The 13,994-nt window shown below is 71.4% G+C and carries 14 protein-coding genes; 12 read left to right on the top strand and 2 right to left on the bottom strand.

Annotated elements, in window-relative coordinates; genetic code table 11:
* Window positions 1-192 precede the first annotated feature (192 nt).
* The gene (locus ACIQU4_RS37885; protein ID WP_403741003.1) at window positions 193-540 is read left to right on the top strand and encodes a hypothetical protein; all 348 of its coding nucleotides are present in this window, start codon (window positions 193-195) and stop codon (window positions 538-540) included.
* Between the two features lie 86 nt (window positions 541-626).
* Entirely contained in the window at window positions 627-1,370 is a 744-nt protein-coding gene (locus tag ACIQU4_RS37880; RefSeq protein ID WP_403741000.1) for a hypothetical protein, read from the top strand.
* Between the two features lie 173 nt (window positions 1,371-1,543).
* On the opposite strand, the gene ACIQU4_RS37875 is transcribed toward ACIQU4_RS37880, so the two are convergent.
* Window positions 1,544-3,073: an FAD-dependent oxidoreductase gene (locus ACIQU4_RS37875; protein WP_403740998.1), complete on the bottom strand. Its 1,530-nt coding sequence runs from the start codon at window positions 3,071-3,073 to the stop codon at window positions 1,544-1,546.
* A 235-nt stretch (window positions 3,074-3,308) separates the two neighbouring features.
* Here ACIQU4_RS37875 and ACIQU4_RS37870 point away from each other — a divergent pair, with 235 nt between their 5' ends.
* The 10 genes from ACIQU4_RS37870 to ACIQU4_RS37825 all read left to right on the top strand — a co-directional run bounded on the left by ACIQU4_RS37870 (window position 3,309) and on the right by ACIQU4_RS37825 (window position 12,604).
* Window positions 3,309-3,998: a RibD family protein gene (locus ACIQU4_RS37870; protein WP_403740995.1), complete on the top strand. Its 690-nt coding sequence runs from the start codon at window positions 3,309-3,311 to the stop codon at window positions 3,996-3,998.
* A complete protein-coding gene (locus tag ACIQU4_RS37865; RefSeq protein WP_403740992.1) occupies window positions 3,995-4,468 on the top strand; it encodes a deaminase in 474 nt (157 codons plus the stop codon). Before ACIQU4_RS37870 ends, ACIQU4_RS37865 begins: the two co-directional genes overlap by 4 nt.
* Before the next feature lie 87 nt (window positions 4,469-4,555).
* Complete coding sequence (locus tag ACIQU4_RS37860; RefSeq protein WP_053691892.1) at window positions 4,556-5,137, top strand: NADPH-dependent FMN reductase; 582 nt, start codon at window positions 4,556-4,558, stop codon at window positions 5,135-5,137.
* A 67-nt stretch (window positions 5,138-5,204) separates the two neighbouring features.
* The gene (locus tag ACIQU4_RS37855) at window positions 5,205-6,488 is read left to right on the top strand and encodes an MFS transporter (protein ID WP_403740988.1); all 1,284 of its coding nucleotides are present in this window, start codon (window positions 5,205-5,207) and stop codon (window positions 6,486-6,488) included.
* Window positions 6,489-6,667: 179 nt separating this feature from the next.
* Window positions 6,668-7,279, top strand: coding sequence for an NAD(P)H-dependent oxidoreductase (locus ACIQU4_RS37850; protein ID WP_403740986.1), 612 nt, complete (start codon window positions 6,668-6,670; stop codon window positions 7,277-7,279).
* On the top strand, window positions 7,279-8,082 hold the full coding sequence (locus tag ACIQU4_RS37845; RefSeq protein ID WP_403740984.1) for an arylamine N-acetyltransferase: 804 nt from the start codon (window positions 7,279-7,281) through the stop codon (window positions 8,080-8,082). Before ACIQU4_RS37850 ends, ACIQU4_RS37845 begins: the two co-directional genes overlap by 1 nt.
* A gap of 136 nt (window positions 8,083-8,218) precedes the next feature.
* A complete protein-coding gene (locus ACIQU4_RS37840; protein WP_399481987.1) occupies window positions 8,219-8,614 on the top strand; it encodes a YybH family protein in 396 nt (131 codons plus the stop codon).
* Window positions 8,615-8,645: 31 nt separating this feature from the next.
* Window positions 8,646-9,290: an NAD(P)H-dependent oxidoreductase gene (locus tag ACIQU4_RS37835; RefSeq protein WP_385585667.1), complete on the top strand. Its 645-nt coding sequence runs from the start codon at window positions 8,646-8,648 to the stop codon at window positions 9,288-9,290.
* A 193-nt stretch (window positions 9,291-9,483) separates the two neighbouring features.
* Complete coding sequence (locus ACIQU4_RS37830; RefSeq protein WP_403740981.1) at window positions 9,484-11,064, top strand: AMP-binding protein; 1,581 nt, start codon at window positions 9,484-9,486, stop codon at window positions 11,062-11,064.
* Between the two features lie 79 nt (window positions 11,065-11,143).
* A complete protein-coding gene (locus ACIQU4_RS37825; RefSeq protein WP_403740976.1) occupies window positions 11,144-12,604 on the top strand; it encodes an MFS transporter in 1,461 nt (486 codons plus the stop codon).
* A gap of 159 nt (window positions 12,605-12,763) precedes the next feature.
* On the opposite strand, the gene ACIQU4_RS37820 is transcribed toward ACIQU4_RS37825, so the two are convergent.
* A complete protein-coding gene (locus ACIQU4_RS37820; RefSeq protein ID WP_403740973.1) occupies window positions 12,764-13,975 on the bottom strand; it encodes an NAD(P)/FAD-dependent oxidoreductase in 1,212 nt (403 codons plus the stop codon).
* Window positions 13,976-13,994 lie beyond the last annotated feature (19 nt).

The following is a 13,994-nucleotide window of genomic DNA, read 5'->3' as shown; positions in this document are numbered from 1 at the left end:
CGACGCGAACGAAGTGAGCGCCCTTGACGGGCCGGACCGCACCGGAAGGACAGTGGACTGTCGGGAAACCCCCGGACTCCCTCTGATACCGGTTACCGGGACCCCGCCCCCGCCCCGCCCCGCCCCGAGATACCTAGTGGCCTGAGTACCCGCGCTCATGTGCCGCTTTCGTCGGCGGAGTTGACTCGTGGCATGGATCAGGACACCACCTCGCGCGACCCGCGCGCCTTCGTCGCGCCGCTGCTCTCCACCCTGCTGACCCTGCCGATGGGGCTCGTCGCGTTCTTCTTCGTCGGGCTGTCTCCCATGGCCTGCGATTCCTGCGGGGACGCCGCGAGCGATCGGTTCGACGCCTCGTACGGCCTCGCCTTCCCCGTCTTCACCACCGGCCTGCTGCTCGTCCTCGCCGTGCTGGTGGTCTGCTGGGCGCTGCCCTGGCAGCGGCGGAACGCCGCCCGGCGGGTCGGGTTCGCCTTGCTCGCTCCTGCCGTCGTCGTCCTCGACTACGTCGTGTTCGCCGCCATCGTCGACTGGCCCTGAGGCGCGCCGATCAAGCCGGTTGCCTGCCCGCCTGCGGCCGTGGAAGCTGTGGGGAGCGAACATGCGTGCGCACAAGGGGGCTAGTGGTGGCAGATCTCAGATATCGGCCGGGGCGGATGGCCGGGGCGTTATTGGTCGTCCTGTCGCTGATACCCGCGCTGATCAGCGGATTCCTGTTCGCCGTATCGCTGCCGGACGACATCCGGCGTTACGGGGACTACGCCGCCGCCGAGCCGTGTGACGACAGCACCGACGACTGCCTGCGCACCCTCCCCCTCACCGTCGACCGCACGGTGGTCAAGAAGGGCCGGAGCGGCAGCTTCGAGGCGACCCTTTCCGGCACGTCCACCACCGGCGCCTCCTGGAAGACCGTCGTGCGCTTCGGTGACCCCGGGCCGCTGCTCGCGCGGCTGGAGCCCGGGGACCAGGTGACCGCCACCGTGTGGCGCGGCACGGTCATGGCCCTCGCCAAGGGAGACGCACGGCAGAGCTCCGCCGACGAGCCCCGCGACGATGCCCAGATGACCGCCGGCCTCGGCACCTTCGCGGGCCTGCTCGCGGCCCTCGGGCTCGGCTTCGCGACCGCGTGGCTCGCCGGGTTCGGCGGGCGGGAGCCCTGGACCTGGCGCTCGCTCGGGTTCCCGCTGCTCATCGGCGCGGCGGTCGCCACCCTCGCCGTGGCGGTCCCCGCCTTCGCGATCGGCCTGCCCTGGTGGGTCGTGCCCGGTGTCACGGTGCCGTTCGTGGCGTACGCCGCCTTCCGGCTCCACCGCTACCGGCTGCGATCGGTCGCACCCCGCGGAGTGACAGATTCCTCTCCCGCTCCGTGAACCCCCGCCCGGCCCCTGCCTACGCTGCCCGGCATGGACAGGAACAGGGTGCCGAGGTGGTGGCAGGGTTGGTGGAGGGTCTGGCGGGCCGGGCCCCCCGCCGGGTCCGCGCGCGTCTGGCCGCTGCGCTGACCCGGCCGGGGTGCGGGGCGACGCCCCGGCCCGCCCCTGCGTCAGTCGATGCCCTGCGCGAAGCGGAAGAAGCGGTTCGGGTCGTAGGTGCGCTTGACCGAGCGGAGGCGGGTGTAGTTCCGGCCGTAGTAGGCCTCGCGCCAGTTCGTCAGCGCCGGGTCCATGTAGTTCTGGTACGACTGGTGCAGCGACGCCGAGAACGGCTCCACGGTGTTGAAGCCGTTGTCCACCCAGGCCTGGCCCCGGTCCTTGTCCTCCTGCGTGAGGTTCGGGTTGGTCAGGCCCACCGAGTACCCGGCGTTGAAGAGCGAGTCGCGGTGCACGAACGCCGTGGCCGTCGGGGCGACGTCGTTGACCTTGCCCGCGTAGGCGAACAGGCCCAGGAAGCGGAACTGGCCCGGACGGAAGTCGGCCGTGAAGGCCGCCACGGCCGCCTCGGCGTCGGCGCGGGTCCAGCCGCGGGCGAAGAAGTTGTTCCGGCCCAGGGAGTAGTTGTCGCGCGACAGCTGCGCCTCGGGCGAGTAGCCGATCCGGTGGCACTCGTTCACGGTCTTCGTCCCGCAGCCGAAGACGTTCATCATCGCGTCCCGGTACGGCAGTTCGCTGACCGTACGCGAGGTGGTGGGCCGGCCGACGGCGGTGACCAGCTGGTCCAGTGCCCGGTCGCAGTCGGCCTGCGTGCCGGCGTAGCCGCCGGTGAGGACGACGTACGGCTCGGTGCCCGCCGGGGCGTCGGTGGAGAGCAGGAACAGCAGCTCCGAGGAGAGCTCCCGGGGCGCGGTCACGATCCAGTCCTGCCAGGCGAGGATCACCTGGACGGCGTCCGACCAGGCGAAGTTGAGGTTGTACGTGGTGAGCGAGGGGATCTGGACCGGCTGCACCTCGAAGTCGGTCACGACCCCGAAGTTGCCGCCGCCACCGCCGCGCAGGCCCCAGTACAGGTCGGGGTTCTCGGTCTCCGAGGCGCGTACGGTCCGCCCGTTGGCCAGGACGACCCGGGCCGAGACCAGCCGGTCGGCGCCCATGCCGAACTTGCGGGTGGCGTAGCCGAGGCCGCCGCCCTGGAGCCAGCCGCCCACCGCGACGGTGGGGCACGTACCGGCCGCCACCTGGATGTTGTACGGGGCGAGGGAGTTGAGGACGTCGACTCCCTGGCTGCCCGGGCCCAGGTGGACGGTGTCGCCGGGGCGGACGTGGTTGAGCTTCGAGACGTCGATGACCAGGCCCGGGGTGGTCGAGTAGCCGGCCTGGCTGTGGCCGCCGCTGCGCACCGCGGGGGCGAGGCCGTAGTCCTGGGCGAAGCGTATGCACGCGGCCACATCGGCCTCGCTGGTGCAGTACGCGATGGCCTGCGGGTGGATCGCGTCGAACTGGGCCAGCTGCAGCTGCTTGGCCGTCTCGTACGTCGCGTCGCCGGGCAGGACGAGCCGGCCGGACAGGCAGCCCTGCAGCGTCTTCCACGGGGTGGCGCCGGCAGCCTGCGCCAGCATCAGGCCACCGGTTCCGGCTGTCAGTGCGGCGGCCGCCCCGACGCTGGCGCCGGCGCGTATGAGCGAGCGTCTGGTGAGCACGTGAACCACACTCCGTTCCGTCCTGGCACGCAGGACAAAGCTTTCGGTCGAGTGCGTGCAGCCTCGGTCAGGAACGCAGGGTTCCCGCCACGGCTATCCGGAATCCGTCACTACCCGGCGGTGGGCCGGCGCTGAGCTGACGGACTCGGCTCGCGGCCCGCAAGTTGGCCGAGGGGCACCGCCTACGGTGACGCCCCGACCGACGAGCAGGGGTACAGGGAGGGGTGACGTCCGCATGGGCAGTGCGCGCAGGCCGTACGTCCTGCTGTCCGCCGCGATGAGCGTGGACGGGCGGCTCGACGACGCGAGCCCCGACCGGCTGTTGCTGTCCTCGCCCGAGGACTTCGACCGGGTGGACGCCGTACGCGCGTCCTGTGACGCGCTGCTGGTGGGCGCGAGCACCGTACGGAAGGACAATCCGCGGCTGCTGGTGGGCGATCCGCGGCGGCGGGCCGCCCGGGTGGACCGCGGCGTGCCCGCGGATCCGCTCAAGGTCACCGTCACCGCCTCGCCCTGGCTCGATCCCGGGCTGCGGTTCTGGCACTGCGGTGGCGAGAAGGTGGTGTTCACCGTCGACGGGAGCGCCGGGCCGCTGCGCGCGGCGCTCGGCGGCCTCGCCGAGGTGGTGAGCACCGGGCCGGAGCTGGACTGGGCGCGGGTGCTCGACGTGCTCGGGCGGCGCGGTGTCGGGCGGCTGATGGTGGAGGGCGGCACGTCCGTGCACACGCAGCTGCTCGCCCTGGACCTGGCCGACGAGCTCCAGGTGGCCGTGGCTCCGCTGCTGGTGGGGCAGGAGGGCGCGCCGCGGCTGGTGGGCGGGGCGGAGTTCCCGGGCGGGCCCGCCGCCCGGATGAGACTGCTGGACGCGCGGGTGGCGGGCGATGCCGTCGTGCTGCGCTACGCGCCGAAGGAGCGTGCACTGTGACACCGCTGTACCTGTCGGACGAGGAGTGGATGCGCCGGGCGATCGCCCTGTCGCGGCGGTGCCCGCCCAGCCCGGGCGCGTACTCGGTGGGTGCGGTGCTCGTGGACGGCGGCGGGACGGAGCTGTCGTACGGGTACAGCCGCGAGGGCGATCCGACGGTGCACGCGGAGGAGTCGGCGCTGGCCAAGCTCGCGCCGGACGATGCCCGGCTGCGTACGGCGACGCTCTACTCGACGCTGGAGCCGTGTTCGCAGCGGCGGTCCCGGCCGGTTCCGTGTGCGCGGCTGGCGATCGCGGCCGGGGTGCGCCGGGTGGTCATCGCGTGGCGGGAGCCGGCGCTGTTCGTGGCGGCGTGCACGGGCGTGGCCGAGCTGCGTGCGGCCGGGATCGAGGTCGTGGAGCTGCCAGGGCTGGCCGGGGCGGCCCGGCAGGTCAACGCGCACCTGTGGGAGGCGGGGCCGGCAAGTTGACGTACTCGTGCCTGCGGCGTTGTCCGCCCGGCTCGCGGCGCAAAAAGTGGGCACCGCTAGCTCGCACTCATCCGGAGGTATTTTTCAATGTCTGAGCCGCTCCGCGTCGCAGTCATCGTCGCAAGTGTCCGTGACGGCCGGTTCGGCCCGGTCATCGCGAACTGGTTCACCGGTGTCGCCCGTGAGCGGCAGAACCTTGAGATCGACGTGATCGACCTGATCGAGCACGACCTGCCGAACCGGCTGTCGCAGTCGCCGGACCTGGAGGTCCAGGCCGTGCTCTCGGGCGTTTCGCCCCGGCTGGCCGCCGCCGACGCGTTCGTCGTCGTCACCCCCGAGTACAACCACTCCTACCCCGCCTCGCTCAAGTCGCTGATCGACTGGCACACCACCGAGTGGCACGCCAAGCCGGTCGGCTTCGTCGGCTACGGCGGCCTCGCCGGCGGTATGCGCGCCGTCGAGCACCTGCGCCAGATCTTCGCCGAGACCCACTCGGTGACGGTCCGCGACACCGTCGGATTCCACGGTCCCTGGGGCCAGTTCGACGAGCAGGGCAACCTCATCGACCCGACCGAGGCGGAGGCCGCGGCCAAGACCCTCCTCGACGCGCTGGAGTGGTGGGGCACCGCGCTGAAGGACAAGAAGGCCCAGCAGCCGTACGGCGGCTGATCGCCGACCCGCCACCTCGCCCGGACCGGCCCACCCTCCCGGGGTGCACCGCAGCCCTGGAGGAACGATGAGCCTGCGCACGACCTCTCCCCAGCCCACCGCACCGCACCGGGCCGTCTTGCGCGGCGGCGCGGACCGCCCCGCCTCACCCGAGGCGGGGCGGTCCTTCGCGCGCGTGGTCGCGGCCATCTCCCTGCTGGGGATGCTGGTGGTGGGCCAGCTGTACGTGGCGATCCCGCTGCTGCCCGACATCGGGCGGGCCTGGGGGGTGGACCAGGCGTCGGCCACCTGGGCCACCTCCGCGTACGCGGTGACGTACGCGATCATCTCGCTGTTCAGCGGGGCGCTGGCCCGGCGGTTCGGCACCCGGGCGGTGCTGGTGGCCGGGGTGAGCGCGCTGGCGGTGGTGACCGCCTGCGTGCCGCTGGCGGACTCCTTCGGTGCGGGGCTGGCGCTGCGGGCCGGGCAGGGTCTGTTCGCCGGCGTGTACGTCCCGCTGGTGTACGCCTACCTGAACACGCACATGCCGGCTTCGAAGCTGCCGACGGCGCTCACGATCGTCTCCGCCTGCATGGCGGGGACCATCGTCGCCGGGCAGGTGGAATCGCAGCTGCTGGCCGCCGTCGTCGGCTGGCGGGGCACGTTCTGGGTGACCGCGCCGCTGCTACTGGTGGGTGCGCAGATCCTGCGCCGGGTGCTGGCGCCGGTGGATCCGGTGCGGGCCAAGGGCGGCGCGGGCGCCGGCTCTGCCGGGGACCCCGCCTCGCGGGCGGATCGCGGCGAGACCAGGCGGATGTGGTTGCGGCTGCTGCCCCTGTACGTCGTCGGGATCACCTGTTCCAGCACCATGACGGCCGTCTACACGAGCGTGCAGCTCTACGGTCCGGCCTCGCTGGTCGGTGACGGCCAGGCGATGCTGACGCTGCGGGCCACGGCCATTCCCGCGCTGGTGCTGGGCGTCCTGCTGGCCCCGCTGCTGGGCCGGATCCCGGCCCGGCCGCGCGGAGCCGGGGCGTTCGCCGTGGCGGCGGCGGGGATCTGCGGTGCCGGGCTGTTCGGCGGTACGGCCGCCGGGCTGGCCGGGGCGCTGTTCGTGTTCATGCTGGGCCTGGCGGCGATCGGCCCTGCCGTGGTGCAGGAGATCGGCGCGATCTCGGGCACCGCCCACGGGGTCATGGCGACGGCCCTGTACGGGTTCACGCTCAACATCGGCGGCGGAATAGGCGCACAGATCCCGCTCGCGTTCGGCGAGGTCAGGGGCGTCGGGCTGTTCATGTCCGCGCTGCTGGGCTGCTGCGTGGTGCTGCTGGTGGTGACCGGCCGCCGCCGGCGCCGGGCCGCCCGTACCTGACACGCATACGCGCGCAGGTGACACACGTACGCGCGCACCTGACACACGGCCGCGCGTACGTGACGGACTAGGGCCGGCGCCCTCGGTGGGGCGCCGGGCACGGAACAGGATCAACCCAAGGCCCCGGCAGTCGAAAACCGGATACGAGCGGGGGCGGTCGAAAGGGAGTGCTTCGCGTCATGACGAACATCGCTGTCATCTACTACTCGTCCACCGGCTCCACCCACAAGCTCGCCGAGGCCGCCGCCACCGCGGCCGAGAAGGAGGGCGCGGAGGTCCGCCTGCTGCGCATCGCCGAGATCGCCCCGAACGGTGAGGCCGCGAGCCGCGACGGCGCCTCCGACTTCCAGGACGCCACCAAGGACATCCCCGTGGTGACCCTCGCGGACCTGGAGTGGGCGGACGGCATCCTGCTCGGCACCCCGGTGCACTTCGGTCTCGCCGCCCCGCAGCTGATGCACTTCATCAACTCCACGTCGAAGCTGTCGATCGAGGGCAAGCTGCTGAACAAGGCGGTGTCCGCCTTCGCGTCCGGCTCGGCGGCCCACGGCGGGCAGGTCTCGGCGATCCTCGCCCTGCACAATGCGATCACCCACTGGGGTTCGGTCATCGTCTCCACCGGCTCCACGGACCCGGTGCTGTACAAGCCGAAGAACGGCAACCCGTACGGCGCCTCCGCCGTGGTCGGCGGCAACCCGGGCCAGGTCCCGGAGGAGAACCTGGAGGCCGCGGCCTTCCAGGCGCGCCGTACGCTCCAGGTCGCCTCCGTGATCAAGACCCTGGACGCCTGATGATCGACAACGGGCTCGCGACGGCGTACCTGGCCCGGATCGGCGCTTCGCGCCCCGCGAAGGCGGACCTGGCCGCGCTGGCCGAGCTGACCGAACGGCACGTGCTGACCGTGCCGTTCGAGAACCTCGACTACCACCTCGGCCAGGAGATCCACCTGGACGAGCGGGCCGTCGACAAGATCGTGCACCAGGGCCGCGGCGGTGCCTGCTACGAGGTGAACCCGGCCTTCGGGCTGCTGCTGGAGGCGCTCGGCTTCCAGGTGGAGATCCTTTCGGCGCGGGTCCACCGGCCGGGCGGGCTCGGCGCTCCGCTGGGCCACCTGATGCTGCGCGTGACCGTCGACGGGTCGGCGTACCTGGTGGACGTGGGCTTCCGGCGCAACGCGCGGCGGCCGCTGCTGCTGGGGACCGAGGCGGTGCAGTACGACCCGCAGGGCGCGTTCGCCTTCGGACCGGAGCTGCAGGGCGAGTTCGACCTGTTCATGGACGGCGATCCGATGTACCGGGTGGACGGCCGGGCGCGTGAGCTGGGCGAGTTCCGGCCTTCGCTGTGGTGGTTCCGCACCTGCCCGGACTCGCCGTTCATGCAGGACGTGTTCTGCTCGCTGCCGACGGTCGAGGGCCGGATCACGCTGAAGGGCCACACGCTGACGAAGCGGGTCCACGGTGAGTTCACCGTGGAGCAACTCACCGATGACACCGAAGTGTTCGAGGCCTACCACAAGTACTTCGGAATGGCGCTGGACCGGCTGCCCGACGAGCCGGTGCGCCCCGAGGGCTCGTCCGGCATCGCCGTCGAGTAGCCGCGGGCTCCCCACCCGTATCCCCACCCCCCCCCACCGCCGGATCCCCCCACTCCCCCCACGGTGGGCGCTCCACCTCCACCTCCACCTCCCTCGCCTCCGCCAGGTACCTCCTTCCCCCCTCCCAGGAGTCACCATGACCACACTCGTCACGGCACCGGCCGAACTTCCCGATGCGTTCCTGCGCGCTTTCAACGCCCGCGACATAGAGGCGATCGACCGCCTCTTCGAGCCCGGGGCGGTACGCGTGCTCACCCCCGGCGAGGTCGTCACGGGCGAGGGCCGGCGCGACGCGACCCGCAGCTTCATGTCACTGGGCATCCCGATGAAATTGACGGTGCGCCACTGCTACGAATACGACGACCTGGCGCTGCTGCTGTGTGACTATCTGATCAAGGGCGTCAAGCCGGACGGAACTTCCGTACTCCACGAAGGCACGGCCACGGATGTGGTGCGCCGCGGCGCGGACGGCTCCTGGCGTTATGCCATTGACAACCCGCCGGGAACCGACCGCGAAAGCGCGAAGCCCTGAATCCCACAAGACAAGAGAGATTGAAGAGCCGATGACCAACGTCGCGATCGTCTACTACTCGGCGACCGGAAACATCCACAAGCTCGCGGTGGCCGCCGCCGAGGCAGCGGAGAAGGCCGGCGCCCAGGTGCGCCTGCGCCGCGTCGCCGAGATCCAGGAAGCCACCATCGCGCCCAACTTCTCCGAGTGGACCGAGGCGTTCCAGGAGCACGTCGGCGGCAGCAGCCGCGAGGTCGAGATCGCCACGCAGGACGACCTCGACTGGGCCGACGCGGTCATCTGGGGCACCCCGGGCCGCTACGGCGCCATGGCCGGCCCGCTCAAGCACTTCATCGACCAGACCTTCGAACTGCACGCCCGCGGCGGGCTGAAGAACAAGGCCATGTCCTCGTTCACGTCCACGGGCACCCAGCACGGTGGCCAGGAGTCGACCGTCCTGTCCCTGTCGAACGTCTTCTACCACTGGGGCGCGATCATCGTGCCCCCGGGCGTCACCGACCCGATCATGGTGGCGCCGAGCAACGGCAACCCGTACGGCGTGAGCGCCACGTCCGGGCTCCAGGCCGTCCCGGGACTGCTCGCCCAGAACGTGACCGAGGACAACCTCAAGGCGGTCGGCTACCAGACCGTCCGCACCCTCCAGGTCGCCGAGGCGCTCAAGCAGGGGCTCAAGTAGTAACACCCCCGACAACCAGCAAGAACAGCAACGCACCGGCACCGGAAAGGCCCGTAGCGGGAGCATCCGCTACGGGCCTTTTCTCGTGCACACCGCTGTTGATTCCCGCCATTCCGATGGCTCGATTCCGTCGAGCTGACACAGTCAAACAACCGCCATTGGGCCCGGGCATTCTTGGTGAGAACTTGAACACATGCTCCGGATTCCCAAGAACAAGACGCCGCTCTACCTCGGCCTGGTGGCCGAGGAGGCTGCCGCCCAGTTCGGCGCCAACACCATCACGCTCGACCGCACCATGGACGCCCTCCCCGAGGTCGGCCAGGTCCTGACGGTCGCCCAATTCGCCGACCTGATCGCCGAGATGGCAAACCGCCTGTGGGCCAGTGGTATCCGGCCCAGCGAACACGTCGTCATCCACAAGACCAACAACTTCGACATCACCCTCTTCGCGTGCGCCACGGCCCGTATCGGCGCCGTCCCGGTGATGCTCTCCGCGCACCTCGACGGAGAGACCATCAACGCGCTGCTGCAGCGGCTGCCCGCACCGACGCTGCTGACGGACGCCGCGAAGCTCACGGGCTCGCTGGCCGCCTCGCCGCTCGCCGAGCTCACCGCGCGGGTCATCTCGGTCACCGAGCCGGTCGAGGGCGCGATCTCGCTCTCCGACCTGGCCGGCGCCCCCGAGCGCACGCCGGTGACGCTCCACCCCGACTCGCACGCGATCATGACCCACACCTCGGGCACCACCGGCATCCCCAAGCTGGTCGTGCACTCCGCCCGTTCGATCGGTGCCCGCTACCGCTGGCAGAACATCCCCGTCAGCCTGCTGCGCCAGCGCGAGCCCATCCTGATGCACGTCTCCTACGTCCACTCGCGGATGTACCCGGGCATCGCGGCCATGATGCTGGCCAACAAGCCGATGGTCTTCCTGGACGACGCCGAGCCGGCGAAGGTCGCGGACGCGATGGTCAAGTACCGTCCGGGCGTCTTCGAGACGCACCCGAACTCCTTCCTGGAGTGCGAGTCGATCCTCGACGACCCGCGCAAGCCGTTCAAGACGGTCCGCTTCTACAACTCCACCTTCGACGCCATCCACCCGGGCACGATGGACAAGTTCCTGCGGGCCTCGGAGCGCAAGAGCCCCGTCTTCCTCCAGGTGTACGGCCAGAGCGAGTGCGGCCCGCTGGTCGCCCGCCCGTACACCCGCAAGACCGTCATGCAGGCCGACGGCCGCTGCCAGGGCTACTCCACGCCGGGCATCACCAAGTACCGCCTGGTGTCCCGCAACGGCAAGCCCGTCACCCACGACAACCCCGGCTACATCGACGTCCAGACCGCCGGCCGCGCCCTGACCTACTACGGCGAGGCCGAGCGCTTCGAGAAGCAGCTCGACGGCGAGTGGTGGCGCGGCGGCGACATCGGCTACCGCACCAAGTGGGGCTGCCTGCACCTGCTGGACCGCGAGGTCGACCAGATCCCGACGATCCACTCGACCCTGGAGGTCGAGGACACCGTCCTGCACCGGCTGCCCGAGCTGACCGAGCTCATCATCGTGCCGGGCCCCGAGCAGGAGCCGGTGCCGGTCGTCTGCACCAAGGACGACGCCCCGCTGGACCTGGCCCGCTGGAAGCGCGCCATCGCCGACCAGTCCACGATGGCCGACCCCATCCAGATGAAGCTCGGCGAGCTGCCGCGCACGGCCACCGCCAAGATCAAGCGCCTCGAACTGGCCCGTCGGCTCGCCGACCAGGTGACCCACGACCTGGCCTCCTGAGCAGACGCGCACCGCACACCACCGCACACCGAGCACGGCCCACCAACCCCCGACCCGCTACCCCGGGAGCTGTTTCACCATGTCAACCACCCAGAACCAGGAAGGCCGGCGCAAGCACCTCGGCCTCACCCTGGCGCTGCTCGCCTTCGCCCAGCTGATCATCTCCATCGACTACAACATCGTTTACGTGGCCCTGCCCGACATCGGCAGCGGACTCGGCTTCTCCGCCCAGACCCTCCAGTGGGTCGTCAGCGCCTACGCCGTCGCCTTCGGCGGATTCCTGCTCCTCGGCGGCCGCGCCTGCGACCTGTTCGGCCCGCGCCGCATGTTCGTCCTCGGCCTCGCCCTCTACGCCGGCTCCTCCCTGCTCGGCGGCCTCGCCGGCAGCCCCGAGGTGCTGATCGCCGCCCGCGCGATCCAGGGCATCGGCGGCGCCTTCCTCTTCCCGGCGACCCTGACCCTGGTCTCCACCAGCTTCGCCGAGGGCAAGGAGCGCAACCGCGCCTTCGCCGTCTGGGGCACCGCCGGTGGCAGCGGCATGATCGTCGGCTCGCTGCTCGGCGGCGTGCTCACCCAGTCCCTCGGCTGGGAGTCGGTCTTCTACGTCAACGTGCCGCTGGCCGGCATCGCCGCGCTGCTCGCCTTCCCGCTGATCAAGCCGGACGCCGCCCGCAACACCGGCCGCAGCTTCGACCTGCTGGGCGCCCTGACCTCCACCGTCGGCATCACCGCGATCGTCTTCGCCCTGGTCCAGGGCCCCGAGTCCGGCTGGGCCTCCTCGGTCGTCCTCAGCGCCCTCGCCGTCGGCGTGGTCCTGCTCATCGCCTTCTTCGTCATCGAGAAGAAGTCCTCCGACCCGCTGCTGCCGCTGTCGCTCTTCAAGAACCGCAACCTCACCACCGCCGTCGGCGTGACCTTCTTCTACATGGCCACCTTCGGCACCCTGCTGTACTTCCTCACCGTCTACTTCCAGGGCGTCCACGGCTACAGCCCGCTGGAGACCGGCGTCGCCTTCCTCGTCCCGATGGTCGCCATCGCCATCGGCGCCCAGACGGCCGGTGGCCTCGCCACCAAGCACGGCATCCGCGCCATCATGGTCGGCGCCATGGTCATCGGTGTCATCGGCACCGCGATCGTCGGCATCACCATGGCCACCGACGCCTCGTACTGGGCCCTCGTCCCCGGCCTGATCGTCATGGGCCTCGGCCAGGGCGCCGGCTACACCCTGATGTTCGGTGCCGCCGCGATCGGCGTCGCCCCCGAGGAGCAGGGCATCGCCTCCGGTGTCGCCTCCACCACCCAGCAGATCGGTGGCGCCGTCGGCCTCGCCGTCCTGGTCGCCATCGCCAACTCCGGCCTGGAGGACCGGACGGGTGAGGCGCTCCGCGCCGCCACCACCGACGGCATCCAGAAGGCGGTCTTCATCGCCGCGGCCGGCATCGTGATCACCGGTCTGATCGCCCTGGGCCTGAAGAAGCCCCAGCAGCAGGCGCAGACCGCGCCCGCCGCCGAGCGCGAGTCACAGACCGCCGGTGTCTGATCCGGCAGCCTGACGCACCGCACGGCGAAAGCCCCTACCCGGCCGGGTGGGGGCTCTCGCCGTGCGCCGTTGCGCCGCGCCCGGTCCGGCAGCGGAAACGGCCGCTGGGGGGTGTCCCGGATCCGGGACACCCCCCAGCGGCACGGGGTGGGGCGGGGGCTATACGGAGGCCAGCAAGGCCTCGGCGGAGTCGGGGAGTTCGCGGCCCAGCAGGGACCGCAGCCGCGGGTAGGCGGCCGCGTCGCCGGCGAGGATCCCGCCGAGCAGGCTCTCCCCCGCCGAGTCGAGGACGAGCTTGGCGTACACCTGGCCGCCCGCGGATTCCCGTACGAATTCCAGCGCGCCCGGGGTCAGCGCGTGGGCGTCGCCGAAGGAGGCCACGTCCACGCCCATCAGCTTGAGCTTGGTGGACATGTCCGCGCCCGGGAAGCGGGCCGGGCCCTCGCCGAGCAGCTGCGCGGCGACGGCCTCCGCCATCCGGTAGCCCGGGGCCACCAGGCCGTAGCAGCGGCCCTCGACGGCCGCGCACTCGCCGACGGCCCAGACGTACGGGTCCGGGGTGCGGCAGTGGTCGTCGACGAGGAAGCCGCCGCGCTCGCCGCGCGGCAGGTCCGCGGGGCCGGCCAGGGAGTCCTGGGGCCGCACCCCGGCGGAGAAGACGACGAGGCCGGTCTCGATCGACGTACCGTCCGCGAAGACCAGGCGGGCCACCCGTCCGTCGGCGCCCGCCTCGATGCGGCTGGTCGCCACGCCCAGGTGGGTGGTGACGCCGAGCCCGGTGACGAGCCGGTCCAGGACACGGCCGCCGCCCTCGTCGACCTGGACGGGCATCAGCCGCGGCGCCATCTCCACGACGTGCGGGGCGAGTCCCAGCAGGCGCAGGCCGTTGGCGGCCTCCAGGCCGAGGAGGCCGCCGCCGATCACCACGCCGGTGGTGGTGCGGGCGGCGGCCTCACGGATGGCGTCGAGGTCGTCGAGGGTGCGGTAGACGCAAACGCCGGGCAGTTCGCGGCCGGGGACGGGCGGGACGAAGGGCACCGATCCGGTGGCCAGGACGAGTGCGTCGTAGGGGACGCGGCCGCCGCCTACGAGGGTGACGGTGCGCAGCTCACGGTCAATGCCGACGGCCCTGGTGGAGGTGTGGAACTCCACCAGGGCGTCGTCGAACAGGGCCGGCTTCACCAGGCTCAGCTCGGCCGGGGTCTTGTCGTCGAGGGCGGACGAGAGCCTGACCCGGTCGTAGGCGGGGTGTCCGTCCTCTCCGAGGACCACCACCCGCCAGGTTCCGTGCCGGTCGCGGGAGCGGAGCTCCTCGACGAGGCGGTGGCCGGTCATTCCGTGTCCGATGACGACGAGGGTGCGGGTGGTCATGCGTGGTGTCCTTCGCGGG

It is taken from the genome of Streptomyces sp. NPDC090741, from assembly GCF_044769045.1.
Classification (GTDB): Bacteria; Actinomycetota; Actinomycetes; order Streptomycetales; family Streptomycetaceae; genus Streptomyces.
The sequence above is the reverse complement of the archived record's forward strand: the minus strand, read 5'-3'. Positions and strand labels throughout refer to the sequence as shown.

Excerpts from the sequence above, each read along its gene's own strand:
- ACIQU4_RS37885 (WP_403741003.1), top strand. The coding sequence starts at position 193 with ATGGATCAGGACACCACCTCGCGCGACCCGCGCGCCTTCGTCGCGCCG.
- ACIQU4_RS37870 (WP_403740995.1), top strand. The coding sequence starts at position 3,309 with ATGGGCAGTGCGCGCAGGCCGTACGTCCTGCTGTCCGCCGCGATGAGC.
- ACIQU4_RS37860 (WP_053691892.1), top strand. The coding sequence starts at position 4,556 with ATGTCTGAGCCGCTCCGCGTCGCAGTCATCGTCGCAAGTGTCCGTGAC.
- ACIQU4_RS37855 (WP_403740988.1), top strand. The coding sequence starts at position 5,205 with ATGAGCCTGCGCACGACCTCTCCCCAGCCCACCGCACCGCACCGGGCC.
- ACIQU4_RS37850 (WP_403740986.1), top strand. The coding sequence starts at position 6,668 with ATGACGAACATCGCTGTCATCTACTACTCGTCCACCGGCTCCACCCAC.
- ACIQU4_RS37845 (WP_403740984.1), top strand. The coding sequence starts at position 7,279 with ATGATCGACAACGGGCTCGCGACGGCGTACCTGGCCCGGATCGGCGCT.
- ACIQU4_RS37840 (WP_399481987.1), top strand. The coding sequence starts at position 8,219 with ATGACCACACTCGTCACGGCACCGGCCGAACTTCCCGATGCGTTCCTG.
- ACIQU4_RS37835 (WP_385585667.1), top strand. The coding sequence starts at position 8,646 with ATGACCAACGTCGCGATCGTCTACTACTCGGCGACCGGAAACATCCAC.
- ACIQU4_RS37830 (WP_403740981.1), top strand. The coding sequence starts at position 9,484 with ATGCTCCGGATTCCCAAGAACAAGACGCCGCTCTACCTCGGCCTGGTG.
- ACIQU4_RS37825 (WP_403740976.1), top strand. The coding sequence starts at position 11,144 with ATGTCAACCACCCAGAACCAGGAAGGCCGGCGCAAGCACCTCGGCCTC.
- ACIQU4_RS37820 (WP_403740973.1), bottom strand. The coding sequence starts at position 13,975 with ATGACCACCCGCACCCTCGTCGTCATCGGACACGGAATGACCGGCCAC.